21 protein-coding genes are annotated in these 25,711 nt (G+C 70.4%); 9 read left to right on the top strand and 12 right to left on the bottom strand.

What is annotated here, in order from left to right; translation table 11 throughout:
• The 4 genes from cydB (at position 1) to ACY0PA_RS21665 (ending at position 6,676) form a co-directional block, all read left to right on the top strand.
• On the top strand, positions 1-1,005 hold the full coding sequence (gene cydB, locus ACY0PA_RS21680; RefSeq protein WP_473086152.1) for a cytochrome d ubiquinol oxidase subunit II: 1,005 nt from the start codon (positions 1-3) through the stop codon (positions 1,003-1,005).
• A gap of 27 nt (positions 1,006-1,032) precedes the next feature.
• Positions 1,033-4,527, top strand: a complete 3,495-nt coding sequence (gene cydD, locus ACY0PA_RS21675) for a thiol reductant ABC exporter subunit CydD (protein WP_473086151.1) — start codon at positions 1,033-1,035, stop codon at positions 4,525-4,527.
• Positions 4,528-4,623: 96 nt separating this feature from the next.
• Positions 4,624-6,369: a sensor histidine kinase gene (locus ACY0PA_RS21670; protein WP_473086150.1), complete on the top strand. Its 1,746-nt coding sequence runs from the start codon at positions 4,624-4,626 to the stop codon at positions 6,367-6,369.
• A 124-nt stretch (positions 6,370-6,493) separates the two neighbouring features.
• Positions 6,494-6,676, top strand: coding sequence for a hypothetical protein (locus ACY0PA_RS21665; RefSeq protein ID WP_473086149.1), 183 nt, complete (start codon positions 6,494-6,496; stop codon positions 6,674-6,676).
• 264 nt (positions 6,677-6,940) lie between these two features.
• On the opposite strand, the gene ACY0PA_RS21660 is transcribed toward ACY0PA_RS21665, so the two are convergent.
• The 7 genes from ACY0PA_RS21660 to ACY0PA_RS21630 form a co-directional block, all read right to left on the bottom strand.
• A complete protein-coding gene (locus tag ACY0PA_RS21660; protein WP_473086148.1) occupies positions 6,941-7,861 on the bottom strand; it encodes an HAD-IIB family hydrolase in 921 nt (306 codons plus the stop codon).
• 88 nt (positions 7,862-7,949) lie between these two features.
• On the bottom strand, positions 7,950-8,888 hold the full coding sequence (locus tag ACY0PA_RS21655) for an LLM class flavin-dependent oxidoreductase (RefSeq protein WP_473086147.1): 939 nt from the start codon (positions 8,886-8,888) through the stop codon (positions 7,950-7,952).
• 85 nt (positions 8,889-8,973) lie between these two features.
• Positions 8,974-9,516 carry an RNA 2'-phosphotransferase gene (locus ACY0PA_RS21650; RefSeq protein WP_473086146.1) on the bottom strand — a complete coding sequence of 181 codons (543 nt, stop codon included), beginning with the start codon at positions 9,514-9,516 and terminating at the stop codon, positions 8,974-8,976.
• 142 nt (positions 9,517-9,658) lie between these two features.
• Positions 9,659-10,582, bottom strand: a complete 924-nt coding sequence (locus tag ACY0PA_RS21645) for a MerR family transcriptional regulator (protein WP_473086145.1) — start codon at positions 10,580-10,582, stop codon at positions 9,659-9,661.
• A 94-nt stretch (positions 10,583-10,676) separates the two neighbouring features.
• Positions 10,677-11,618 (bottom strand): metal-dependent hydrolase, encoded by a 942-nt coding sequence (locus tag ACY0PA_RS21640; protein WP_473086144.1) that lies wholly within the window; start codon positions 11,616-11,618, stop codon positions 10,677-10,679.
• A complete protein-coding gene (locus ACY0PA_RS21635) occupies positions 11,600-13,381 on the bottom strand; it encodes an SDR family oxidoreductase (protein WP_473086143.1) in 1,782 nt (593 codons plus the stop codon). The genes ACY0PA_RS21640 and ACY0PA_RS21635 overlap by 19 nt, the downstream gene beginning before the upstream one ends.
• Positions 13,381-14,223 (bottom strand): M24 family metallopeptidase, encoded by an 843-nt coding sequence (locus ACY0PA_RS21630; RefSeq protein ID WP_326774987.1) that lies wholly within the window; start codon positions 14,221-14,223, stop codon positions 13,381-13,383. Before ACY0PA_RS21630 ends, ACY0PA_RS21635 begins: the two co-directional genes overlap by 1 nt.
• A gap of 243 nt (positions 14,224-14,466) precedes the next feature.
• Here ACY0PA_RS21630 and ACY0PA_RS21625 point away from each other — a divergent pair, with 243 nt between their 5' ends.
• The 5 genes from ACY0PA_RS21625 to ACY0PA_RS21605 all read left to right on the top strand — a co-directional run bounded on the left by ACY0PA_RS21625 (position 14,467) and on the right by ACY0PA_RS21605 (position 18,321).
• Positions 14,467-15,432, top strand: a complete 966-nt coding sequence (locus ACY0PA_RS21625) for an ABC transporter ATP-binding protein (RefSeq protein ID WP_453776508.1) — start codon at positions 14,467-14,469, stop codon at positions 15,430-15,432.
• On the top strand, positions 15,422-16,327 hold the full coding sequence (locus ACY0PA_RS21620; protein WP_383088947.1) for an ABC transporter permease: 906 nt from the start codon (positions 15,422-15,424) through the stop codon (positions 16,325-16,327). Before ACY0PA_RS21625 ends, ACY0PA_RS21620 begins: the two co-directional genes overlap by 11 nt.
• Positions 16,324-17,235: an ABC transporter ATP-binding protein gene (locus ACY0PA_RS21615; protein ID WP_356277260.1), complete on the top strand. Its 912-nt coding sequence runs from the start codon at positions 16,324-16,326 to the stop codon at positions 17,233-17,235. Before ACY0PA_RS21620 ends, ACY0PA_RS21615 begins: the two co-directional genes overlap by 4 nt.
• A 9-nt stretch (positions 17,236-17,244) precedes the next feature.
• Complete coding sequence (locus tag ACY0PA_RS21610; protein WP_100597167.1) at positions 17,245-17,964, top strand: ABC transporter permease; 720 nt, start codon at positions 17,245-17,247, stop codon at positions 17,962-17,964.
• Positions 17,965-18,096: 132 nt separating this feature from the next.
• Positions 18,097-18,321 (top strand): SGM_3592 family protein, encoded by a 225-nt coding sequence (locus ACY0PA_RS21605; protein WP_473086142.1) that lies wholly within the window; start codon positions 18,097-18,099, stop codon positions 18,319-18,321.
• A gap of 354 nt (positions 18,322-18,675) precedes the next feature.
• On the opposite strand, the gene ACY0PA_RS21600 is transcribed toward ACY0PA_RS21605, so the two are convergent.
• From ACY0PA_RS21600 to ACY0PA_RS21580, 5 genes are all read right to left on the bottom strand, one after another.
• The gene (locus ACY0PA_RS21600; protein WP_473086141.1) at positions 18,676-19,500 is read right to left on the bottom strand and encodes an HAD family hydrolase; all 825 of its coding nucleotides are present in this window, start codon (positions 19,498-19,500) and stop codon (positions 18,676-18,678) included.
• Positions 19,497-20,774, bottom strand: coding sequence for a serine--tRNA ligase (gene serS / locus ACY0PA_RS21595; protein WP_383088939.1), 1,278 nt, complete (start codon positions 20,772-20,774; stop codon positions 19,497-19,499). The genes ACY0PA_RS21600 and serS overlap by 4 nt, the downstream gene beginning before the upstream one ends.
• Before the next feature lie 731 nt (positions 20,775-21,505).
• Positions 21,506-22,441, bottom strand: a complete 936-nt coding sequence (gene pheA, locus ACY0PA_RS21590) for a prephenate dehydratase (RefSeq protein ID WP_473086140.1) — start codon at positions 22,439-22,441, stop codon at positions 21,506-21,508.
• Positions 22,442-22,451: 10 nt separating this feature from the next.
• The gene (gene efeB / locus ACY0PA_RS21585) at positions 22,452-23,705 is read right to left on the bottom strand and encodes an iron uptake transporter deferrochelatase/peroxidase subunit (protein ID WP_473086139.1); all 1,254 of its coding nucleotides are present in this window, start codon (positions 23,703-23,705) and stop codon (positions 22,452-22,454) included.
• 8 nt (positions 23,706-23,713) lie between these two features.
• Entirely contained in the window at positions 23,714-25,711 is a 1,998-nt protein-coding gene (locus ACY0PA_RS21580) for a copper resistance CopC/CopD family protein (protein WP_473086138.1), read from the bottom strand.

Here is a 25,711-nt window from a genome sequence, read left to right as displayed (position 1 = left end):
ATGGAACTTCACGACGTCTGGTTCGTACTCATAGCGATCCTTTGGATCGGCTACTTCTTCCTGGAGGGATTCGACTTCGGGATCGGGGTCCTGACCAAGGTGCTCGCTCGCGGACGCACCGAGCGGCGCGTCCTGATCAACACCATCGGACCCGTCTGGGACGGTAACGAGGTGTGGCTGCTCACGGCCGGCGGCGCCACCTTCGCCGCCTTCCCCGAGTGGTACGCGACGCTCTTCTCGGGCTTCTACCTGCCGCTCCTGATGATCCTGGTCTGCCTGATCGTGCGCGGTGTCGCCTTCGAGTACCGGGCGAAGCGGCCCGAGGAGAAGTGGCAGACCAACTGGGAGCACGCGATCTTCTGGACCTCGCTGATCCCGGCGGTGCTGTGGGGCGTGGCCTTCGGGAACATCGTGCACGGCGTGAAGATCGACGCGCACAAGGAGTTCGTGGGCAGCTTCTGGGACCTGCTCAACCCGTACGCGATCCTCGGCGGTCTGGTGACGCTGACGCTGTTCACCTTCCACGGCGCGGTGTTCGCCTCGCTCAAGACGGTGGGTGACATCCGGGTGCGGGCGCGGAAGACGGCGCTGGGGCTCGGTCCGGTGGCTGCGGCCTTCGCGCTCGCCTTCCTGATCTGGACCCAGGCCGACAAGGGCGACGGCTCGTCGCTGATCGCGATGATCGTCACGGTGGCCGCCCTCGTCGGCGCCATCGTCGCCATCAAGGCGGGGCGTGAGGGCTGGTCGTTCGCGCTGTCCGGCATCACGATCGCGGCAGCCGTCGCGATGCTCTTCCTGACGCTGTTCCCGAACGTCATGCCGTCCTCGCTCGACCCGGACTGGAGCCTCACGGTCACCAACGCCTCGTCGAGCCCCTACACCCTGAAGATCATGACCTGGTGCGCGGCGGTGGCGACGCCCATCGTGCTGCTCTACCAGTCGTGGACGTACTGGGTGTTCCGCAAGCGGATCGGCACGCAGCACATCGCCGACGCCGCACACTGAGCCCCTGATGACAAAGGTGTGTTTCACGTGAAACCGATCGACCAGCGTCTGCTCCGGTACGCCAGGGCCACTCGCCTCTTCCTGATCGCGGTGGTGGTCCTCGGCGTGGCCGGGGCGGGCCTGGTCATCGCTCAGGCGATGCTCATCGCCGAGGTGGTGGTGGGGGCCTTCGAGCACGGTCTTGATGTCTTCGCCCTGCGCACACCGCTCTTGCTGCTGGCGTTGGTGGCGGCCGGGCGCGGTGTTGTCTCCTGGCTGACCGAACTGGCCGCTCACCGGGCCAGCGCGGCGGTCAAGTCGGAGCTGCGCGGACGGCTCCTGGAGCGCGCCTCCCAGCTGGGTCCGGGGTGGCTCAGCGGGCAGCGGACCGGATCCCTGGTGGCGCTCGCGACGCGGGGTGTGGACGCGCTCGACGACTACTTCTCGCGCTATCTGCCGCAGTTGGGCCTCGCGGTGGTGGTGCCCGTGGCGGTTCTCGCGCGCATCGTCACCGAGGACTGGGTGTCCGCGGCGATCATTGTCTGCACTCTGCCCCTGATCCCCGTCTTCATGATCCTTATCGGCTGGGCCACCCAGTCCCACATGGACCGTCAGTGGCGTCTTCTGTCCCGGCTTTCGGGGCACTTCCTGGACGTGGTCGCCGGGCTTCCGACGCTGAAGGTGTTCGGCCGGGCCAAGGCGCAGGCCGAGTCGATCCGCCGGATCACCGGCGAGTACCGGCAGGCGACGATGCGGACCTTGCGCATCGCTTTCCTGTCGTCGTTCGCCCTCGAACTGCTCTCGACACTGTCGGTCGCCCTGGTGGCCGTGACCATCGGTATGCGGCTCGTGCACGGCGACATGGACCTCTACGTGGGACTGGTCATCCTCGTCCTCGCGCCCGAGGCCTATCTGCCACTGCGTCAGGTCGGCGGGCAGTACCACGCGGCGGCCGAGGGGCTCGCCGCCGCGGAGGAGATCTTCGCCGTCCTGGAGACCCCGGTGCCGCCGTCCGGCGCCGGAGCGGTGCCCGCGGCCACCGGTATCGCCTTCGACGGAGTGACCGTCCGCTATCCCGGCCGGTCCACGGACGCCGTCTCGGAGGCCGACTTCGAGGTCGCGCCCGGGGAGACGGTGGCACTCGTCGGCCCGAGCGGCGTGGGCAAGTCGACGCTGCTGAGCGCGGCGCTCGGATTCGTCCGTCCTGACGCGGGGCGGGTCCTCGTCGGGGGCGCCGATCTGGCCGGTCTCGACCGGGAGGCTTGGCACGCGCGTGTGGCCTGGGTGCCGCAGCGGCCGCAGCTGTACGCCGGGTCGGTCGCGGACAACGTGAGGCTCGCGCGGCCCGACGCGTCGTCCGCTGAGGTTGAGGAGGCGCTGCGCGAGGCGGGGGCTCAGGACTTCGTCCGTGCGCTGCCCGACGGCGCGGACACCCTGCTCGGCGAGGACGGGGCCGGGCTCTCCGCTGGGCAGCGGCAACGCCTCGCCCTGGCGCGGGCATTCCTCGCCGACCGGCCCGTGGTGCTGCTGGACGAGCCGACGGCCGCGCTCGACGGCGAGACCGAGGCGGGGATCGTCGAGGCGGTCCGCAGGCTTGCCGCCGGCCGGACCGTCCTTCTGGTGGTGCACCGTCCCGCGCTGCTGGCCGTCGCCGACCGGGTGGTGCGTCTCGACGTACCGCGTTCCCCTGCGGTGGCGGGGGAGCCTGCGGTACGACCCGTGCCGCCGGTCGAGGCGGCCGAAGTGCCCGTCTACGTAGAGGACCGTCACGTATCCGATCACTCCGGAGGGAGCCGGGCCAGTGTGCTCGCGCGCGTGCGGGGCGCCGCGCGGGCGCGGCGGGGGCGCCTTGCCCTCGCGCTGCTGCTCGGAGCGCTCGCCCTCGGCAGCGCCGTCGGGCTCATGGCGACCTCCGGGTGGCTCATCTCGCGGGCCTCGCAACAGCCGCCCGTGATGTACCTGATGGTCGCCGTCACGGCGACCCGCGCTTTCGGGATCGGCCGCGCCTGCTTCCGGTACGCCGAGCGGGTCGTGTCGCACGACGCCGTGCTGCGGATGCTGGCCGACACCAGGGTCGCCGTATACCGGCGCCTTGAGCGGCTCGCCCCCGCGGGCATGCGCGCGACGCGCCGCGGTGATCTGCTCTCCCGGCTCGTCGCCGATGTGGACGCCCTCCAGGACTACTGGCTGCGCTGGCTGCTGCCCGCGTCGGCCGCCGCGGTGGTCGGTGCCGCCTCCGTCGCGTTCACCGCCTGGCTGCTGCCCTCCGCCGGTGCCGTGCTCGCCGCGGGCCTGCTGCTCGCGGGGGTCGGCGTACCGCTGCTCTCCGGAGCCGTCGCCCGCCGCGCCGAGCGCCGGCTGGCCCCCGCGCGCGGGACGCTGGCCACCCGCGTGGCCGAACTCCTCACCGGCACTGCCGAACTGACCGTCTCCGGAGCGCTTTCCACGCGGACCGCGCAGGCGAAGGCCGCCGACTCCGTGCTGACGCGGATCGCGTCCCGCGCCGCCACCGCCACCGCGCTGGGCGACGGACTCACCGCGCTGATCACCGGCCTCACCGTGGCCGGTGCGGCCCTCGCCGGGGTGCAGGCTGTGCGCGAGGGCCGCCTCGACGGGGTCCAGCTCGCGGTCGTCGTCCTGACGCCGCTGGCCGCGTTCGAGGCCGTCATGGGACTCCCGCTCGCCGTGCAGTACCGCCAGCGGGTCAAGACGAGCGCCGAACGCGTTCACGAGGTCCTGGACGCGCCGGACCCCGTACGGGAACCGGAATCGCCCGCGCAGGCGCCGCAGGGTCCCTTCCCTCTGGTCGTGAGCGGTCTCGCCGCGCGCCACGACGGGCAGGGCCGGGACGCCCTCCACGGGGTCGACCTCACGCTGGAGCGGGGCCGCAGGGTCGCCGTCGTCGGCTCGTCCGGGTCCGGCAAGACGACGCTCGCGCAGGTCCTGCTGCGGTTCCTGGACGCGAGTGAGGGGTCGTACACCCTGGCCGGGCAGGATGCGTACGGGCTCGAAGGGGATGCGGTGCGGCGGCTCGTCGGGCTGTGCGCGCAGGACGCGCACCTCTTCGACAGCTCGGTGCGCGAGAACCTGCTCCTCGCGAAGAAGGACGCCACCGACGACGGACTGCGCGAAGTCCTTGCTGCCGCGCGCCTCCTGGAGTGGGCCGATTCGCTGCCCGACGGGCTCGGCACCCTCGTCGGCGAACACGGCGCGCGCCTGTCCGGAGGCCAGCGGCAACGGCTCGCCCTGGCCCGCGCCCTCCTCGCCGACTTCCCCGTCCTCGTGCTCGACGAGCCCGCCGAGCACCTCGACCTGCCGACGGCGGACGCGCTGACGGCGGACCTCCTGTCCGCGACGGAGGGCCGGACAACGCTGCTGATCACGCACCGGATGGCCGGCCTCGACGCCGTGGACGAGGTCATCGTCCTCGACGCGGGAAGGGTCGTGCAGCGCGGCAGGTACGAGGATCTGGTCGCGGTCGAGGGGCCGTTGCGCGCGCTGTGGGAACGCGAGCGGGAGGCTGAGCTGCTGGTGGGCGCGTAGCCGTGCGGACCGGGTGGCCGGGCAGGACTCGTCCCGACTTTCCTCTCCAACTCGTCCCGACTTTCCTCTGCAAATGGGACTAACTAGTCTCAAGGCATGTCAGCTGCTCCGGTGCCCGGCGCCACCCCGCCGTCCGACGGCGAGCGGGACTCCTCCGACGCGCTGGAGGCGGCGACGCAGGCGACGCGCGGGCTCCAGGGACTGTCCGCCGAGCTGACCGCGCGGTTGCCGCAACTGCTCGAAGCGATGCGGTCCGTAGGCACCGGTCCGGAGCTGCACTCCACCCTCGACCGCATCTGCGAGACGGCCGCCGAGCTCGCCGACGCCCGTTACGCGGCGATCGGCGTCGTCTCAGAGGACGGCGAGGCTCTCTCGGACTTCGTCTTCCACGGAGTCGACGTCGAGACGGCGGAGCTCATCGGACGGCTGCCCGACGGGCACCGCGGGCTCCTCGGTGCGCTCATCAACGAACCGGACCCGGTACGCCTAGCGAACCTCGCCGACGACCCCCGCTCCTGCGGCTTTCCGGCCCACCACCCGCCGATGCGGACCTTTCTGGGCGTCCCCATCCGCGTACAGGGGGAGATCTTCGGCAACCTCTATCTGACGGAGAAGCAGGGCGGGGCCGAGTTCAACGACTACGACCTGAACATGGTCCGCGTCCTCGCCACGGAGGCCGGCATCGCCATCGGCAACGCGCGCCTGTACGAGGCCGCCAGGCAGCGCGAGCGGTGGATCGACGGGTCCGTGGCCGTCACGACCGCCCTGCTGTCGGGCAGCGACGCCGAGGATGCCCTCCAGGTCGTCGCCGAACAGGCCAGACACCTGTCGGGCTCGGCGGCCGGCATCGTCCTCCTGCCGGCCGAGGAGGGCGGCATGGAGATCGTCGCCGTCTCGTCGGACGAGCCGTCGCAGGCCCTCGGCGTGATCATCCCGGCCGAGAGCGAGATCGTCACCGAACTCCTGGGCGGCGCGGCCGTGTTCATCGACGACGCGTCCACCGATCCGCGCATACTGACCGATCTCGCGCACGCATACGGACCGGTGATGATGCTGCCCCTCCAGAGCGACGGCCGCGTCCTCGGCACCCTCGTCACGCCACGCGCGCGTGGCGACCGGCCCTTCACCGACGCGGAGCGCACCCTCGCCACCCAGTTCGCGTCGCAGGCCGCACTCGCGCTGATGATGGCGGAGGCGCAGCGCGACCGGGAGCGGCTCGCGGTGTACGAGGACCGCGACCGGATCGCCCGTGATCTTCACGACCTCGTCATCCAGCGCCTGTTCGCCACGGGGATGATGCTGGAGAGCGCTCAGCGCAGGTCCGTCGTGCCCGAGGTGCAGGTCGGTGTCGGCAGGGCTGTCGACGAACTGGACGTCACCATCCAGGAGATCCGCACGGCGATCTTCGCGCTTCAGCAGGGGCCCGCCGAGGCGCCGTCGGGCCTGCGCACACGGGTCCTGCGCGAGATCAACATGGCGGCCGTGCCGCTCGGCTTCAAGCCCACGCACCACTTCGCCGGCGCCGTCGACACCGTGGTCGGTGAACTCACCGGCAAGAACCTCATCGCCGCCCTGCGAGAGGCGCTGTCCAACGCGTTCCGGCACGCGGAGGCCGCCCGTATCGACGTGGTCGTCGACGCGAACGTCACGCTCCCCGACGGGCGGCCCGGCGTCCGGCTGACGGTCGCCGACGACGGTGTCGGCATCCCGGAGGGCGGTCGGCGCAGCGGCCTCAAGAACCTCAAGCGGCGGGCCGATTCCCTGGGCGGCGACAGCTGGTACGGGCCGGGCATCGGCGAGGACGGGGGCGGCACGACGGTGATCTGGCAGGCGCCTCACTGAGGGCGCGACCAGATATCGCGGGCCCTGTTCAGGGGTACGGATCTGAGCCGTACCGGGCGCCCGCTCCCCCTAGAGGGGCGAGTCCATCAGGCCGTCGTCGTACGCCCGGGCCACGATCCGAGACATGCGCCAACGCCGTAGTCGTCCTCTTGCCGTACCGGTTCTGCTGCGCGCGCTGATCGCGTTCGCCGGGACCCGCACGCAGGCGTCCGAAGGATCCGACGGGGCTGAGGGGGCTGAGGGGGCTGAGGGGGCCGGGACCAGTGTCGAGGTCGCGCGGCTCTACGAGGAGGCCCCGAGGATCTGATACGAGGTCAGCGGGCCGCGTTTCAGGACGGACCGCACCTGCACTCGAGGTCCGCCTCACGCCGTACCTCGGGCCGGGGACCGACCCGGTGCCGTGGCTCGCGGAGCATGGGGTGCCGCTCTAAGGGCGAGGACCAGGCGTGGGGCGGGGCTATGCGCGGGGCGGTATGTGTGCGGGCCGGGACCCACGTGCGGGCCGGACTCATGTGCGGGTCGGACCCACGTGTGGAGGACCGTTTCTTCCCGTGCTTCTAGGAGTCTGCTTCTAGGAGTCGGCCGACGCGCCGTCCCCGGAGGGCCGACGCGCCGCCAGGATCTGCTCGACGACCGCGGCCACTCCGTCCTCGTTGTTCGGCACCGTGTGGCCCGACGCGGCGGCGAGCACCTCCGGGTGCGCGTTGCCCATCGCGAACGAGGTGCCCGCCCAGGTGAGCATCTCCACGTCGTTGGGCATGTCCCCGAAGGCGACGACCTCGGCCGCTGTGATGCCGCGCTCGGCGCAGCACAGCGCGAGGGTGCTGGCCTTGGAGACGCCGGGGCCGCTGATCTCCAGGAGTGCGCTGGGGCTGGAGCGGGTGATCGCCGCGCGGTCGCCGACGGCCGCGCGGGCCAGGGCGAGGAACTCGTCGGGGGCGAGGTCCGCGTGGTACGCGAGCAGCTTGAGGACGGGCTGGTCGGCGCAGGGCGAGCCGTCGGCGAGGAGCTTCTCGGCGGCGGCGACGCTCTCCCCCGCCTCCAGGTGCGGCGGCGGGTACGTCGGCTCGTGGTGGAGGCCGCCGGTCCGCTCGACCGCGAAGGTGGTGCCGGGCGCGGCGGCGCGCAGGATGCGTACGACGTCGAGGGCGATCTCGGGCGCTAGGTCCCTGATCTTCATGAACCGGTGGTGGCCAGGGCCGCCGTGCAGGTCCACCACGGCCGCGCCGTTCCCGCAGATCGCCAGGCCGTGGCCGTGCACGTGGTCGCTGACGACGTCCATCCAGCGGGCCGGCCTGCCGGTCACGAAGAAGACCTCGATGCCCGCCCGTTCGGCGGCGGCGAGCGCGGCGACCGTCCGCTGCGAGACGGACTTGTCGTCTCGCAGCAGCGTGCCGTCCAGGTCCGTGGCGACGAGCCGGGGCGCGGGGGCGTTGGCGGCCGGGGGCCAGGGCCGAGGAGTCGGTGAGGTCACCGCGCCATTGTCCCGCATATGCGCGCACGGGCGTGCGGTGGGGCGCGCAGATGAGTACGTTCCTCGCGCAGGCGCCCCAACGGTTGTGCCGCGTCGCTGCGGTCCCTCAGCCGAGCTGGGCGAGGGCGTCCGCGGCGATGCTTTCGAAGACCTTCTGGTCGGCGGCGAACGCCGAGTCGGGGATGGGCCAGTGGATCACGATCTCGGTGATGCCCAGGGCGGCGTGCCGGCCGGCGAAGTCGACGAAGGCGTCCACGGACTCCAGCGGACGGTTGCGGTCCGGCGTGAACCCGGTGAGGAGGACCTTGTCGAGTTCGGCGGCGTCCCGGCCGATCTCGGCGCAGGCACCGGCGAGCTTGGCCGCCTGTCCGCGAATGGCCTGAACCGACTCCTCGGGGGTGCCCGTCTCGAACAGCTTCGGGTCGCCCGTCGTCACCCACGCCTGCCCGTGCCGGGCGGCCAGCTTCAGTCCGCGCGGTCCCGTCGCGGCCACCGCGAAGGGCAGCCGGGGCCGCTGCACGCAACCCGGGATGTTCCGCGCCTCCTGGGCCGAGTAGAACTCACCGTCGTACGTCACCGAGTCCTCGCTCAGCAGCCGGTCGAGCAACGGCACGAACTCGGCGAAGCGGTCGGCCCGTTCGCGCGGGGACCACGGCTCCTCGCCGGCCTTCAGGAGCGTCGTCGCGTCGAAGCCGTTGCCCCCCGCGCCGATGCCGAGGGTGATCCGGCCACCGGAGATGTCGTCGAGGGAGATCAGTTCCTTGGCCAGCGTGACCGGGTGCCGGAAGTTCGGCGAGGTGACGAGCGTGCCGAGGCGCATCCGCTCCGTGACGGACGCGGCGGCGGTCAGGGTCGGCACGGCGCCGAACCACGGCCCGTTGCGAAAGGTCCGCCAGGCCAGGTGGTCGTAGGTGTACGCGGTGTGGAAGCCCAGCTCCTCGGCGCGCTGCCACGCGGCTCGGCTGCCCTCGTGCCAGCGGCGGTAGGGCAGGATCACGGTGCTCAGGCGCAGGGCGGGCGTGGGCTGACGGGGCTGATCGCTCATGCCCCAGAGCCTAAGCGGCGCGCGCCGGGTGTGGGCCGGGGGTGATGGCGCCGCGGGGGACCGCGTCACGCGGGTCCGGTCGGTCTCAGCCGGGAAACCGCAGGTAGCGAGGCGGGACGGCCTCGGTGAGCCAGACGCCGTTGGCGCTGACGCGGAACGTGTGGCCGTCCCGGTGCATCGCTCCCGCGTCGACGGACAGCACGACGGGGCGGCCGCGGCGGGCACCGACGCGGGTGGCGGTCTCGCGGTCGGGCGAGAGGTGAACGTCGTGCCGGCTCATGGGCCGCAGCCCCTCGGCGCGGATGGCGTCCAGGGCCGTGGCGACAGTGCCGTGGTAGAGGTACGCGGGCGGGGTCGCCGGGGGCAGTCCGAGGTCGACGTCCACGGTGTGGCCCTGGCTGGCGCGGATCCGGGAGCCCTCGATCGCGAAGCGCCGCTTGTCGTTGGCGGCGACGACGTGGTCGAGCTCGTCTCGCGTGATGCGGAAGCCGTGGGCGGCGGCCGCGGCGAGCAGGGTGCCGATCTCGACCCAGCCGCCCTCGTCGAGGGTCAGTCCGATCCGCTCCGGCTGATGCCGCAGATGCTTCGAGAGGTACTTCGACACCTTGACGGTGCGTCTTTCATCCATCCCGTCAGAGTGGCGGGCGTCTCACTCCTCGTGCATGTGATTTTTCTGTTCGCAGGTTTGATCCACAGCCAAGTCCGGTTATCCACAGGGGAATTGGCGATTCTGTGGACAACTATCAAGCGATTGGCCGCATTTGGCCAACTCAGGGTGACTTGCGGTGCTTTGCGGTGAGAGTGTCCAATGTCCTTGCTTGTACCTCCCGTTCGGTGGCGGCGGCGATGAACTCGGGGACACTCTCAGCGCCAACGAGGCTCTGTACCGCGCGGATCGTGGCACTGGGAAGAGCCACCGAATGGGCCTCCTCCACAGGCGAGGTGACCGGTCCCTCCGACAGGTGCCGGTGGAGGTGCCGAGTGGCGAACAGCTTCATCGCACGCGCCAGTTCGGCGTCGACCGACTGCTGTGCGAGCGGCCGGAGCCTGCGAACGAGCGAGGCCGCCTCGGCCGCCTCGGCGTCCGTCGGGGGCAACGGGCCGAGATAGCGCGCGAAGACATGCTCGGTCGTGAACTCCAGGAAACGCGTGGCGATGTGCTCGATCTGACCCCTCAACTCCCTTAGATGGCCGGAGATCGCGGGCAAGGGGACGCCGGACGCATGCAACTCAGCGGCCACGGCCAGCTCTTGAGGGCTCGGGACCAGGAACTCGTCGTCGTGTCCGGGGATCTGTTCCAGGATCCCGAGCGCCACCGCGTCGGCGATGGCCGCCTCGTCCTCGCTGCCCCCGAACCGTGCCGCGAGATCGGCGCGCGAGATCCGTTCGGCCTTCTCGTCGGTCCACGGCCCGTCGACCTCCGCGACCAGGCCGAGCACACCCCCGAGCCCGCGCCCCGCGTCCCACGCCTCGAGCAGCTCCTTGATCGAGGCCAGGGTGTACCCGCGGTCGAGGAGGTCGGCGATCTGCCGCAGCCGGGCCAGATGCGTGTCCCCGTACACATTGGCCCTGCCACGCCGCTCGGGGCGGGGGAGCAGCCCGCGGTCCTGGTAGGCGCGGATGGTGCGGACCGTGGCGCCGCTGCGGTGCGCCAGGTCCTCGATCCGGTACTCGGCCACAGCCTGCTCCGTCACGCTTCACATCCCTCTGCCGTGCTGTGTGGGAAGGCGGCGCCGCCCCGTGTTCCGGACGTCGACCGCGTGCGGCCGGACCGAACGAAAAAAGCCCCTAGGACAGAGCGGTCCGGCCGATCGCACCCGCCGCCGTCCTGGCCGCGGGCGACTGCGCCAGATACTCGACGGCCTTGCGCAGCGACCCCTCCTGCGAGGGATGGTACGACCGCCGCAGATAGCGGGGTATCGCCGCACCCAGCTCCCGCCAGCTAGGCAGCAGCCCCTTGCGCACCGCCCTGTTGTGCTCGGCCGGCGAGTAGCGCAGGCGGCCGGCGAGCTGCGGATCGTGACGTATGAGATACGCCGCGCCCCAGGCCCACAGGTACAGCATCACGGGAGCGGTGACGGCCATGCCCGCGAGCCGTCGGGCGTAGCGGGGCAGGCCCCCGCCGCCGCAGTGCTGGTACATGTCGAAGGCGACTGCGCGGTGCTCGACCTCCTCCGCGCCGTGCCGGCGCAGCAGGTCGAGCATGACCTCGTCCGTGTGCGCCGCGTCGAGCCCTTCGGCGTGCAGCACCCAGTTCCCCAGGACCGCGGTGAACTGCTCGATCGCAGCGACGACGGAGAGCCGGAAGCGCAGCCACTCCTGGGTGGAGACCGGGGCACCCAGCGGCGGCCGCTCGCCGAGAAGCTTCTCGAAGAGGAAGTCGACGTACTTCGTGAAGTCCGTGGTGTCGAGCCGCTGCGCTGCCAGATGGTCGAGGACGTACGCGTGCTGAACGCTGTGCGTGGCCTCCTTACCCATGAACCCCTTGACGGCCCCGAGCAGTTCGGGATCGTCGACGAGCGGCAGGCACTCCTTGAACACCTTCACGAACCACCGCTCCCCCGCCGGCAGCAGCAGGTGCAGCACATTGATGACGTGCGTCGCCGTGGGCTCGCCCGTTATCCAGTGCAGCGGCGTCGTCTCCCAGTCGAAGGAGACCCGGCGCGGGGTGATCGCGTAGTACCCGGTGGGCCCGGCGCTCTCCTCGGTGCTCACAACGGCGGCTCCCATCGTGCGACGGCGCGCAGGGCCTTGGGCGTGAAGCGGGACATGAGGTGGGCGCCGCGGGCTTCCGGCGTGACGGGGACGACGGCCTGATTGCGTACGACGGCGGACAGGATCGCGTCGGCGACCTTCTCCGGCGGGTAGTTCCGCAGGCCGTACAGGCGCGAGGACTTCTTCTGGCGGCGCTTCTCCTCTTCGGCGTCGACCCCGGCGAACCGGGCCGTCGCCGTGATGTTCGTGTTCACCAGGCCGGGGCAGATCGCGGAGACGCCGATTCCCTGGCCCGCCAGCTCGGCGCGCAGGCACTCGCTGAGCATGAGGACGGCCGCCTTGGACGTGCTGTACGCGGGCAGAGCCTTGGAGGGCTGGAACGCCGCGGCGGACGCCGTGTTCACGATGTGGCCGCCCTGTCCTCGCTCGGCCATCTGCTTGCCGAAGAGGCGGCAGCCGTGGATGACGCCCCACAGATTGACGTCGAGGACCTTCTTCCAGTCCTCCGGCGTGGTGTCGAAGAAGGACCCGGAGAGGCCTATGCCGGCGTTGTTCACCAGCACGTCGACGATGCCGTACTCGGTGGCGACCTTCTCGGCGAGCTTCTCCATGGCCTGCTCGTCGGTGACGTCGACGGTCTCGGCCCACGCCTGGGGCGCGCCTATGAGCTGGGCCATCTCGGCGGTGCGGGCCACGCTCTCCGTGTCCCGGTCGACGGCCACCACGCGCGCGCCGGCCTCGGCGAACGCGAAGGCCGTGGCCCGCCCGATCCCGCTGCCCGCGCCCGTGACCAGCACCAGCTGGCCGCCGAAGCGCTCGGCGTGCTTGCCCGTCGCCTTCGTGCGCCGTGCGGGCAGGCCCGCCTCCCGCTCCTCGTTCGCCAGGACGAACTCGCTGATCCACGCGGACAGTTGATCCGGCCGGGTGCGCGGCACCCAGTGCTTGGCCGGCAGCGTGCGGCGGACCAACCCCGGTGCCCACAGCTCCAGTTCGTCATAGAGCCGTTCGGACAGGAAGATGTCGCCGAGGGGCAGGACGAGCTGCACCGGCACGTGCGCGTATGCGTCAGCGCGTGGCCTGCTCAGCCGCGCCCGTATGTTGTCCCGGTAGAGCCAGGCGCCATGGGCGGCGTCCGAAGGCAGGGACGGCGTCGGATACTCGCCCGCCGGCACCTTCTCCATGCGTTCGAGGATCTTCGGCCAGCGCTTGCCGAGCGGACCGCGCCAGGCGAGCTCGGGCAGTACGGGCGTGTGCAGCATGTACACGTACCAGGACTTGGCGCCCTGGCCGAGGAGCTGGCCCACCCTACGGGGCGTCGGCCGCGCCATCCGCTTCTTGATCCAGTGCCCGAAGTGGTCGAGCGACGGGCCCGACATCGAGGTGAAGGACGCGATCCTGCCCTCGGTGCGCTTGACCGTGGCGAACTCCCAGGACTGCACCGAACCCCAGTCGTGGCCGACCAGATGGACCGGCTTGTCCGGGCTGACCGCGTCGGCGACCGCGAGGAAGTCGTCCGTCAGCTTCTCCAGCGTGAACCCGCCGCGCAGCGGCGTCGGCGCCGTCGACCTGCCGTGGCCCCGCACGTCGTACAGGACCACATGGAAGCGGTCCGCGAGCCGCTCGGCGACCTCCGACCACACCTCCTTGGAGTCCGGGTACCCGTGCACGAGCAGCACGGTGGGCCGGTCCGGGTCGCCCAGCTCGGCCACGCACAGCTCGATACCGCCTGTGCTGACCCAGCGCTCCCGCGCTCCGGCCAGCCCCTTGAGTCCCGTCATCAGATGCCCTCCGCCCAGCGCCGCACGTGCGGCAGATCGTCGTCCAGCCAGAACGCGCTCTGTTCGGGGTCCTTGGAGTCGGTGACGACCAGGATCTCCTCGAACTTCGCGCCCGTACCCCTGAAGCCGAGGTGCGGCTCCACCGCCCACAGGCCCGGCTGCGGCGGATGGTCGGAGAACTTGTACGGCGACCACAGCGGGGACCAGCCGTCCCGGTGCCCATGGATCGCGTCGCTCGCGAGCCCCTTCAGAGACTGCGTGCCGAAGCCGAACAGCGTCGGGGACATCCGGCGCTCCTTGACCCGGTCCACTTTGTGCGCGATCACGCCGAACGGGTAGGCGCGATGCCGGTTCGCGTAGCCCTGACGGACCATGAGCCGGTCCACGTCCTCGTATATCTCCCGCAGGGAACGGCGCTCGCGGACCTCGCGGACGATCAGCTCGCGGTGTGCCTCGAGGTCGGCGAGGAGCTTGTCCTGCACGGGATTGAGTCCGAGCGAGCCCGAGTAGCCGATGTCCGCCGTACAGCCCTTGTAGACCGGGGCCATGTCGAGGATGAACGGCATCCCCGCCTCCAGCTTCCGGTTCGTCGGGAAGAACTGGAGCGGGATCCGGAAGCCGGCGAACGCCGTGCGGTCACCGAACCAGGCGAACGGCAGATGGAACCAGTCGCGCACGCCGCGCTCCCGCAGCCACTCCCGCTGCATCCGGGCGGCCTCGCGCTCCGTCACGCCCGGCTTGAGCTGCGCCGCGACGGCCTCCGCGCACTCGTACGCGAGGGACTGGACTTCTCTGAACCCCCGCAGCTCCGCGGAGAGTTCACGTACCACTGCTGGGGTCATGCCACCGTCCGTCCGTGTCCGGTCCGTTGCCGTACGCGCTCGTAACTTGACACTGATGAATGTGACAATGGTTGGCGGCTGCGTCAAGGGGTGTGCACGGGAGCCTGTGGAAAACTCCGGGAGCTCACGGAGGGCGACTCAGGGAGGAACCCCTAGGGACCCGTAGTACTCGAGTCTGAGACAGGGACAACCCCCTGGTCTGACGACCCGTGTGGGCTGCGCCACTACCTTCGAGGTGTGACTGTGATCGCGACCGAAAGCCTGAGCAAGCGGTTCCCCCGGGTGACCGCGCTTGACCGGCTCTCCATGGACATCGGGCCCGGTGTGACGGGACTCGTCGGAGCCAATGGAGCCGGCAAGTCCACTTTGATCAAGATCCTTCTGGGTCTGTCCCCCGCCACGGAGGGCCGCGCCGCCGTGCTCGGCCTCGACGTGGCCACCGAAGGCGCCGCCATCCGCGAACGCGTCGGCTACATGCCGGAACACGACTGCCTGCCGCCCGACGTCTCGGCCACCGAGTTCGTCGTCCACATGGCGCGCATGTCGGGCCTGCCGCCCACCGCGGCCCGCGAGCGCACCGCCGACACCCTCCGCCACGTCGGCCTCTACGAAGAGCGCTACCGCCCCATCGGCGGCTACTCCACGGGCATGAAGCAGCGCGTGAAGCTCGCGCAGGCTCTTGTTCACGACCCGCAGCTCGTCTTCCTCGACGAACCGACGAACGGCCTCGACCCGGTCGGCCGTGACGACATGCTCGACCTGATCCGCCGCGTCCACGCCGACTTCGGCATCTCGGTCCTCGTCACCTCGCACCTCCTGGGCGAGCTGGAGCGCACCTGCGACCACGTCGTCGTGGTCGACGGCGGAAAGCTCCTGCGCTCCAGTTCCACCACGGACTTCACCCAGACCACGACGACCCTGGCGATCGAGGTCACCGACTCCGACGAACACCCGGACGGCACGCGCGCGTTGCGCGAGGCCTTCGCCCGGCGCGGTATCGAGACCACGACCGGCGGGGAGCTCCCCGGCGCCGGACACACGGTGCTGATCACCACCCAGAGCGACGACACCTACGACCTCGTGCGCGACATCGTCGCCGAGCTCGGCCTCGGGCTGATCCGGATGGAGCAGCGCAGGCACCACATCGCGGAAGTCTTCCGCTCAGAGACGGACAACGAGCGGAAGGAGGCGGTCACCCATGGCGGTTGAACAGTCCCTCACCCCGGCCGGTGAGCAGACCCGCATCCACAACATCGGGTACCGCCACTACGACGGCCCGCGCCTCGGCCGCGCCTACGCCCGCCGCTCGCTCTTCTCCCAGAGCCTGCGCGGCGCCTACGGCCTCGGCCGCTCGGCCAAGTCCAAAGTGCTGCCGATGCTGCTCTTCGTCGTGATGTGCACCCCCGCGCTGATCATGGTCGCGGTGGCCGTCACCACCAAGATGAAGGACCTGCCCGTCGACTACACGCGCTACGCGATCCTCCTGCAGGCCGTCATCGGGCTCTATCTCGCCTCCCAGGCACCCCAGTCCGTCTCGCGGGACCTGCGTTTCAAGACGGTCCCCCTGTACTTCTCACGCCCCATCGAGCGCGGTGACTACGTCCTGGCGAAGTTCGCGGCCATGACCTCCGCCCTCTTCGCCCTTACGGCGGCCCCGCTGATCGTGCTCTACGTAGGCGCGCTGCTCGCCAAGCTCGACTTCGCCGAACAGACCAAGGGATTCGCCCAGGGACTGGTCTCCGTGGCCCTGCTCTCGCTGCTCTTCGCCGGCATCGGCCTCGTCGTCTCGGCAGTCACCCCCCGCCGCGGCTTCGGCATCGCCGCCGTCATCGCCGTCCTGACCATCTCCTACGGAGCGGTCTCCACCGTCCAGGCCATCGCCGACTCGCAGGACAACAGCGGCGCGATCACATGGCTCGGCCTCTTCTCGCCGGTCACCCTCATCGACGGCGTGCAGACCGCCTTCCTCGGCGCCACCTCCGCCTTCCCCGGCGGACACGGCCCCTCGACCGGCCAGGGCGTCGTCTATCTGCTCGTCGTGCTCGGGCTCATCGCGGGCTGCTACGGCCTCCTGATGCGCCGCTACCGGAAGGTCGGACTGTGACCACGATCAACATCGACCACGTATCGCGCTGGTTCGGCAACGTGGTGGCGGTCAACGACATCACGATGACGATCGCTCCCGGTGTCACCGGCCTCCTCGGCCCGAACGGCGCGGGAAAGTCCACCCTCATCAACATGATGGGCGGCTTCCTCGCCCCGTCGAACGGAACGGTCACCCTCGACGGAGAGCCGATCTGGCGCAACGAACAGATCTACCGTCACATCGGCATCGTCCCCGAGCGCGAGGCGATGTACGACTTCCTCACCGGCCGCGAATTCGTCGTCGCCAACGCCGAGTTGCAGGGCCTCGGCACGCACGAGGCGCAGAAGGCGCTCGCCACGGTCGAGATGGAGTACGCGCAGGACCGCAAGATCTCGACGTACTCCAAGGGCATGCGCCAGCGCGTGAAGATGGCGTCCGCCCTCGTCCACGAGCCGTCCGTGCTGCTGCTCGACGAGCCGTTCAACGGCATGGACCCGCGCCAGCGCATGCAGCTCATGGACCTCCTGCGCCGCATGGGCGCCGAGGGCCGCACGGTCCTCTTCTCGTCGCACATCCTCGAAGAGGTCGAGCAGCTCGCCTCCCACATCGAGGTGATCGTCGCCGGGCGCCACGCGGCCGGCGGTGACTTCCGCAAGATCCGCCGCCTGATGACCGACCGTCCGCACCGCTACCTCATCCGCTCCAGCGACGACCGCGCCCTCGCGGCCGCGCTGATCGCGGACCCGTCCACCGCGGGCATCGAAGTCGACCTCAAGGAGGGCGCGTTGCGTGTCCAGGCCGTCGACTTCGGCCGGTTCACCACCCTGCTGCCCCAGGTCGCCAAGGCCCACGGCATCAGACTGCTCACGGTCTCGCCGTCCGACGAGTCCCTCGAGTCCGTGTTCTCGTATCTGGTCGCGGCGTAGGAGGCCCTGATGTACGACCCCACTGTCGCCCGGCTCACCTACCGAGCCCTGCTCGGCCGCCGCCGGGCCCTCATCCTGTGTGCCCTGCCCGTCCTGCTCATCGCCATCTCCGCGCTCGTGCGCGGCCTCACCGGGGCGGACGACCAGATCGCCGCCGACGTGCTCGGCGGGTTCGCGCTCGCCACGATGGTGCCGATCATCGGCGTCATCGCGGGCACGGGCGCGATCGGCCCCGAGATCGACGACGGCTCCGTCGTCTACCTCCTGGCGAAACCGATCAAGCGCCCGACGATTATCTTCACCAAGCTGATCGTCGCCATCGCCGTGACCATGGTGTTCTCCGCGGTCCCCACCCTCATCGCGGGCCTGATCCTGAACGGGAACGGGCAGCAGATCGCCGTCGCCTACACGATCGCGGCCCTCGTCGCCTCCATCGCGTACGCCGCGCTCTTCCTGCTCCTCGGCACGATCACGCGCCACGCGGTGGTCTTCGGCCTCGTCTACGCCCTGGTCTGGGAAGCGCTCTTCGGGTCCCTCGTGGCCGGTGCGCGCACCCTCAGCGTGCAGCAGTGGTCCCTCGCCGTGGCCCACAAGGTGGCGGGCGGAGACCTCATCACCTCGGACGTCGGCCTCCCTCTCGCCACCGTCCTGCTCGCCGGGGTCACCGTGCTCGCCACCTGGTACGCGGGCCAGAAGCTGCGCACGCTTAAGCTCGCCGGCGAGGAGTGACAGCTCTTGACAGCGGCTTCACCCTCCCATCAGGACACTGGTCGGGAGGGTGATCTGCTTTCCGGGAGAGCGCCCCGTTTTCCAGGAAGCTGATCTGTCCCAGAAAGGTGACCTGTTCCAGGAGGAGTGGAGATGACGGCGGAGCCGGAGCGTGAGCGGGACGAGACATGGGAGGGCGTGGCCCTCGACGAGGACTTCATACGGTCCGCCGAGACCACGGAGCCGTCCGCGCGGGCCCGCATGCTCGCCGCACGGTGGCGGAACGACTCCCCGGAGCCCCAGCCGTGGCGCTCCGACGAGCCGCCCGCGGGCTGGTTCTTCAGCCGCGCCCGCCGCCGCAAGTGGCGCAAGCGCTAGGGGCCTCTCGTTTGGGCCGGACAGGCCCAGTCACGCGCCTGGCCACGTTTTATTCGGTGGCACCCAACTCTCAGTAGGGGCACAGTAGTTCTGTAAGCGCGCCGCGCACGGCGCCCGCCTGCTGGGAGAGGAGCGAGACGATGTCGGTCAAGATTCCGTCGAGCTCCCAGCAGGGCAGCCCACGGCAGGCTCCGGAGTAGTTACTCACTCCGTATGAGCCGGCTCACGGGGAGGCTGCCCGGGGCGGCCGCTTCGAGCGCGCACCTTCCGGGTGCGCGGGCCGCCCACCCATACTTCTCAGTGCCGCGCCCCGAGGGAACGGCACCCGCGGACGGCCGCGGCGACGGCAGACCGTCAGCCCAGCAGGCGTTCCAGGACCACCGCGATGCCGTCGTCCGCGTTCGACGTCGTGACCTCGTCCGCGACGGCCTTGAGCTCCGCGTGGGCATTGGCCATCGCCACGCCGTGCGCCGCCCAGCCGAACATCGGGATGTCGTTGGGCATGTCGCCGAAAGCGATCGTGTCGGCCGCCTTCGCGCCCAGCCGGCGCGCGGCCAGCGAGAGACCGGTCGCCTTCGAGAGACCGAGCGGCAGCAGCTCGACGATGCCCTCGCCCGCCATCGTGACCCCCACCAGATCACCGGCCACGGCCAGCGCCACGGCGGCCAGCTCGTCGTCGGTCATGCCCGGGTGCTGCACGTACACCTTGTTCAGCGGCGCCGCCCACAGCTCGGTGACATCCGTGAACGGGATGACCGGCAGGGGACCCTCCTGCACCTGATAGCCGGGCCCCACGACGACCGCGCCCTCGAGGCCGTCACGGCTCGCGGCCAGAGCCAGCGGCCCGGCCTCCGCCTCGATCTTGGAGAGCGCGAGACCGGCCAGCTGCCGGTCGAGGGTCACCGATGTCAGCAGCCGGTGCTCGCCGGCGTGATAGACCTGCGCGCCCTGCCCGCACACCGCGAGGCCCTCGTAGCCGAGGTCGTCGAGGATGTGCCGGGTCCAGGGCACGGCCCGCCCGGTCACGATGATGTGGGCGGCGCCCGCCGCGGTGACCGCGGTGAGCGCCTCACGCGTCCGCTCGGAGACCGTGTCGTCGGGCCGCAGAAGCGTCCCGTCGAGATCGGTCGCGACGAGTTTGTACGGGAACGGGTGATCCAGCGGAGCAGGGTGGCTCACTTGTTGATCGGCTCCAGGATCTTTCGGCCCCCCAAGTACGGACGCAGCACCTCGGGCACCCTCACGGAGCCGTCGGCCTGCTGGTGATTCTCCAGGATGGCCACGATGGTGCGCGGTACCGCGCACAGCGTGCCGTTCAGCGTCGCCAGCGGCTGGACCTTCTTGCCGTCGCGCATCCGGATGGACAGGCGGCGGGCCTGGAAGCCGTCACAGTTCGACGCCGAGGTCAGCTCGCGGTACTTGCCCTGCGTCGGGATCCACGCCTCGCAGTCGAACTTGCGCGAGGCCGAGGACCCGAGGTCGCCCGTCGCCACGTCGATGACCTGGAAGGGCAGTTCGAGGCCGGTCAGCCACTGCTTCTCCCACTCCAGAAGCCGCTTGTGCTCGGCCTCGGCGTCCTCGGGAGCGACGTACGAGAACATCTCGACCTTGTCGAACTGGTGCACGCGGAAGATGCCCCGGGTGTCCTTGCCGTACGTACCGGCCTCGCGGCGGAAGCAGGGCGAGAAGCCGGCGTAGCGCAGCGGCAGCTTGTCCGCGTCGAGGATCTCGTCCATGTGGTACCCGGCGAGCGCGACCTCGGAGGTGCCGACCAGGTAGTAGTCGTCCTTCTCCAGGTGGTACACGTTCTCCGCGGCCTGGCCGAGGAAGCCCGTGCCCTCCATGGCGCGCGGGCGCACCAGTGCCGGCGTCAGCATCGGGATGAAGCCGGCCTCGGTGGCCTGCGCGATCGCCGCGTTCACCAGCGCGAGTTCGAGGAGCGCGCCGACACCTGTCAGGTAGTAGAAGCGCGAGCCCGACACCTTGGCGCCGCGCTCGACGTCGATGGCGCCGAGCGCCTCGCCGAGCTCCAGGTGATCCTTGGGCTCGAAGCCCTCGGCGCCGAAGTCACGGATCGTGCCGTGCGTCTCGAGGACGACGAAGTCCTCCTCGCCGCCGACCGGGACGTCCGTGTGCACGATGTTGCCCAGCAGGAGGGCGAGGCGCTGGGTCTCCTCGTCGGCCTCGCGCTGCTCGGCCTCGGCGCTCTTGACGGCGGCGGAGAGCTCGCCGGCCTTCTTCAGGAGCTCCTGCTTCTCGTCGGCGGAGGCTTTGGGGATCAGCTTGCCGAGCGACTTCTGCTCGGAACGGAGCTCGTCGAAGCGGAGCCCGGACGACCTGCGCCGCTCGTCGGCGGAGAGCAGGGCGTCGACGAGTGCGACGTCCTCTCCACGGGCGCGCTGGGAGGCGCGAACACGGTCGGGGTCCTCACGAAGCAGGCGAAGGTCAATCACCCCTCAAGGCTACCGGTGCGCGGTTCCACCGCACGAACCGATATCCCGTGCGTTACCTTATGCCCGATTTGCCGGATATGAATTCGGCAATGGGCGGTCGACGTGCGGCGAAGCTCGTGGCCGAAATGGATCTTCTCGGGGCCGGTCGGGCGCTGTGGGCGCCGGTCAATGAAAAGGATCCCATTCCCCGAAACGGGGCAGACGCGGCGCGGCCGCTTGACCAAATCCCCTTGCGCGGGGCGAGATTTGCGGCGGGGTTGTCCACAGGAATGCGACTCCCCGAAAAGTTATCCACAGGCTGTGCGAAAGATCTGTGGATGCCGGAAGAGATCGTTCCGAAAGCCGCATGGGCGGCGAAGGATTCCCGATCCAAACCCATCTCACACGCACTTTCGAGTGGAAATGGTTCGCTCTATAGAGTTGATCAAAGGAAAAGAGTGGACGAGGGGTGACGTGCGCATCTGTGGACGGAGTTGTGGGCTGTAGGGCGATTTGTCGACCATGCAGTGAGATGGTGTCGACTTGTCCCCAGGTCGAGAAGCGCACCTGTGGATAACTTCTGTGGATGGCGAAAATCTGCAGGTAGGACTGGTTCCGAGGACGGCGAAATCCGGCGCCCGAAGACGCCGGAAACCCGCCAGAACCCCCGAAGACCCCGGAAACCCGTCAGAACCCCCGAAGGCGCCGGAACTCGCATGCCCGAAGGCGCCGCCAGCTGGAACGCAAAGGCGTCAGAAACGGCCGTCCTGGCAGCGCGCGAGCCAGTCGGAGGCCGCCATGAAGTCGCTGTCGGACGTTCCCGTCCGCGGAGTCCGGACGTCCGCCACGGTGACCCCGGCCCTCGGATACGAGCCCAGGAAGCGCACCTGCGGGCAGACCCGCTTGAGCCCCATCAGCGCCTCGCCCACGCGGCGGTCCGAGATATGGCCCTCCGCGTCGATGGCGAAGCAGTAGTTCCCGATGCCCTCACCGGTCGGCCGGGACTGCAGCAGCATCAGGTTGACCCCGCGCACCGCGAACTCCTGGAGCAGTTCGAGCAGCGCGCCCGGGTGGTCGTCGCGCTGCCAGATGACCACGGAGGTCTTGTCCGCGCCGGTGGGCGCGGCCGGGCGGGCCGGCTTGCCGACGAGGACGAAGCGCGTCTGCGCGTTCTCCGCGTCATGGATCTCGGTGACCAGTGGCACCAGGCCGTAGCGCTCCGCGGCGAACTCGCCCGCGAACGCCGCGTCGTAGCGGCCCTCCTGGACCAGGCGCGCACCGTCCGCGTTCGACGCCGCGGACTCCCACGTCACGTCATCGGCGAGATTCGCCTTCATCCAGTTGCGGACCTGCGGCTGAGCCGCGGGGTGGGCCGTCACCGTCTTGATGTCCGACACCTGCGTACCGGGCCTGACCAGCAGCGCGAAGGTGATGGAGAGCAGCACCTCGCGGTAGATCATCAGCGGCTCGCCGGCCACCAGCTCGTCGAGCGTGGTCGTGATGCCGCCCTCGACGGAGTTCTCGATCGGCACGAACGCGGCCTCGGCCTCGCCGTTGCGTACGGCGTCGAGTGCGGCGGGCACGGACACCATCGGAACGAGTTCCCGGGTGGCGGTCTCCGGGAGCGTGCGCAGAGCAACCTCGGTGAAGGTGCCCTGAGGGCCGAGATACGCGTAGCTGGCTGACATATTGGTCACCCTAATAGGCCTCCAGCAACGCCTGCCCCACGTACTCGCCCTTTGCTGCCCCGCCGGGCACCGCGAACAGCCCGCTCGACTCGTGACGGATGAAGTCCGACAGGGCGTCTCCCCGGTCGAGCTTGCGCTGCACCGGCACGAAGCCGCGCAGGGGGTCCGCCTGCCAGCAGATGAAGAGCAGCCCGGCGTCCGGCACCCCGTCGTGGCCGATGCCGTCGTGGTACGAGAACGGGCGGCGGACCATGGCGGCGCCGCCGTTCTGGTCGGGCCGGGTGATGCGCGCATGGGCGTTGATGGGTATGACGAGCTTGCCGTCGGCGCCGGTCTTCTCCAGGTCCGGCTTCGTGGTCTCCGTGCCGCCGGTCAGGGGCGCGCCGTCGGACTTCTTGCGCCCGATGACGTCCTCCTGCGCCTTTCCCGACAGCTTCTCCCAGTCGTCGAGGAGCATGCGGATGCGCCGTACGACGGCGTACGAGCCGTCGGCCATCCAGGCGGGGTCGCCTGACGCGGGCACGAAGATCCGCTTGTCGAAGTCGGCGTCGGCCGGCTTCGGGTTGTTGGTTCCGTCGATCTGGCCCATGAGATTGCGGGCGGTCATGGGGTGGGAGGTGGCGCCGGGCGAGCGGTTGAAGCCGTTCATCTGCCAGCGCACCCTGGCCGCTTCCCCCGCGTCCCGCTGGACCGCGCGCAGGGCGTGGAAAGCGACCAGCGCGTCGTTCGCGCCGATCTGCACCCACAGGTCGCCGTTGCTCCGGGCCTTGTCGAGGTGGTCGGAGAAGAAGTCGGGCAGCGGGTCGAGGGCCGCCGGGCGCTGCTTCTCCAGCCCCGTACGGGAGAAGAAGCTGTGGCCGAAGCCGAAGGTGAGCGTCAGCGATGAAGGACCGGCGTCGCCGGCAACGTCGGTGTCGGAGTCGTCGAGGGCTTCCCCGGCCATCAGCCGCTGGGCGGTGGTCGACCAGCGCCGCATCAGGGCAGCCGCTTCCTTGCGTCCGGCGCCCGGCGCGAGATCGAAGGCGATCAGGTGCCCGCGGGACTGCGTGGGGGTCGTGATGCCGGGCTGATGTTTCCCGTGAAACATCACGCGGTCCGCGCCGAGGGAGGTCAGCGACGCGGCGGCGTCGGGGGAGTTCGACGACGCGGTCGCGTACCCCGCGGCGCCGCCCACGGAGCCCAGCGCGAGGCCCGTCGCGCCCGCGGTGCCGAGCAGCCGCCGTCGGGAGATGCCGGAGTCGGTCCGGTTCTCGGAGTCAGCCATGGTGGGTGTCAGCCGATCTTCGCGTTCTTGTTGACGGTCACTTGGTCGATGTCGGATGTGCGCACGGTGATCGCGAGCTTCCAGTCGCCCGCCACGGGGATCTGTACGCCGCTCGCGCTCCAGTGTCCGGTGGCGATGTGGTCGGGAACGACCGGCAGGGGGCCGAGCTTCTTCGCGGCGAAGGTGAAGGAGACCTTCACCTCGGGGACGTCGAACGGCTTGCCGTTGGGGCGCTCCACATAGACGTGCATGTTGTTGCTGCCGGTGCGCCCGGGATCCATGTCCAGGACAAGCGTGCCCTTGCCGTCCTGGCCGCCCGTGTCGAACGGCAGCTTCAGGGAGAGCGGCCCCGACCGCTGGGAGGCAGCCGCGGTGACGGCCTTGGCCTCCTCCTCGGTGCGGCCCGGCTCGGTGGAGGTGAGCACGGTGGTGACGACGAGCAGGACGACGGCGACACCGGCCTCGGTGAGTACGGAGCGGCGCAGTCCGGAGCGGCCCGGGTCGGCGTCGCGTATCCGCTTCTCGCGAGCGGTCGCGAGCGCTGCGCGCTGGCGGGCGAGCTGGGCGGACCGCTTGTCGTCGACATCGGAGCCGGAACCCGTATCGCAACCAGCACCGGAGCCCGTATCGCCACCGGAACCCGTATCGCCACCAGAACCCGCTTCGCCACTACCCCCTTCCCCGGACGACGACCGCTTCGAAGCGCCGCCAGTAGGTACCGTCACCGCCTCCTCCGACTGCGTGCGCTCCTCGATCACAGTGGTTGCGGCGGCCTCCGGGGTGAGGACCTCCGACAGGCGCCCCGTCCACTTACGCGAGATCCAGGCGACGCCGACCAGGACGGCGACGAGCCCGATCTTGAGCAGCAGCAGTTGCCCGTAACGCGTGCCGGTGAGCGCCGACCAGGAGCCGACCTGGCGCCACGACTGGTAGAGCCCGGTCGCGGCCAGCGTGGAGACCGCGCAGAACGCCAGCCGTGAGAACCGCCGGACAGCGGTGGTCTCGATCGACGGCGCCCGGTACAGGGCGACGAGCAGGGTGGCGAGCCCGCCGAGCCAGGCCGCCACCGCGAGCAGGTGCAGGACGTCGACGGGCATGGCGAGTCCGGCCTGGATGCCGGTGGAGGCGTGCTCGGCCATCGCCCAGGTGGCGGCGAGACCGGCGGCGACGACCGCGCCGCCGATCGCGAGCCCGAAGGTGAGGTCCTTCTTCTCCTTGGGGTCGGTCCGCTTCTCGTACGCGCCGAAGAGCACGGCGATGAAGAGGGCGGCGGCGGCCAGCAGCAGGAGCCGTGACACCAGTGCCGCGCCCGACTTGGTCTGCAGGACCTGCCCGAGGAGGGTCAGGTCGAAGATGTCACCGACCGCGCCGGACCCTGTGTAGGAGCCGCGCATCAGGAGCATGGCCAGGGTCGCGCCGGTGAGGGTGATCCAGCCGCCCACCACGACCCGCTGCACGGGGCGTGCGCCCGCTCCGCGCGGCCAGCAGGCGAGGACGAAGGCCGCGCCGCCGACAGTGAGGATGAACCCCCCGTAGGAGAGGTACCGCGCGACGCCGTAGAGCCCGCCGACGACGCCGCCGCCCGCGGTCTGGTCGGGCAGTGCCGCGGTGGTCTTGGAGGGGGCGCCGACCGAGAAGGTGAACGCCCCGGAGACGGGGTGGCTGTCGGCCGAGACGACTTGGTAGGCGACGGTGAACGTGCCGTCGGGCAGCCCGGCGTGGAGGGGGACCCCGTAGGTCGTGCCGCCGAGGTCCGTCGTCTTGCCGGTGTCGACGCGCTTCCCGGCCGGATCGAGGACCCGTACGGAGCCGGGGGACATGGCGACCTCCTCCGAGAAGGTCAGGGACACCCGGGTGGGGGCCTGCTCGACCACCGCGCCCTGCTTCGGGTCGCTCCCGGTCAGCGCGGCGTGCGCGGAGACGGGCGCGGCGCCGGCGAGGAGGGCGCCGGTGACGGCGAGAAGCAGCAGCAACAGATGCCGGAAGCGGGGAGCGATGGTCTTCAC

Source organism: Streptomyces sp. DS1-CR2 (assembly GCF_055760475.1).
This window is presented reverse-complemented; position numbering and strand designations above follow the sequence as displayed.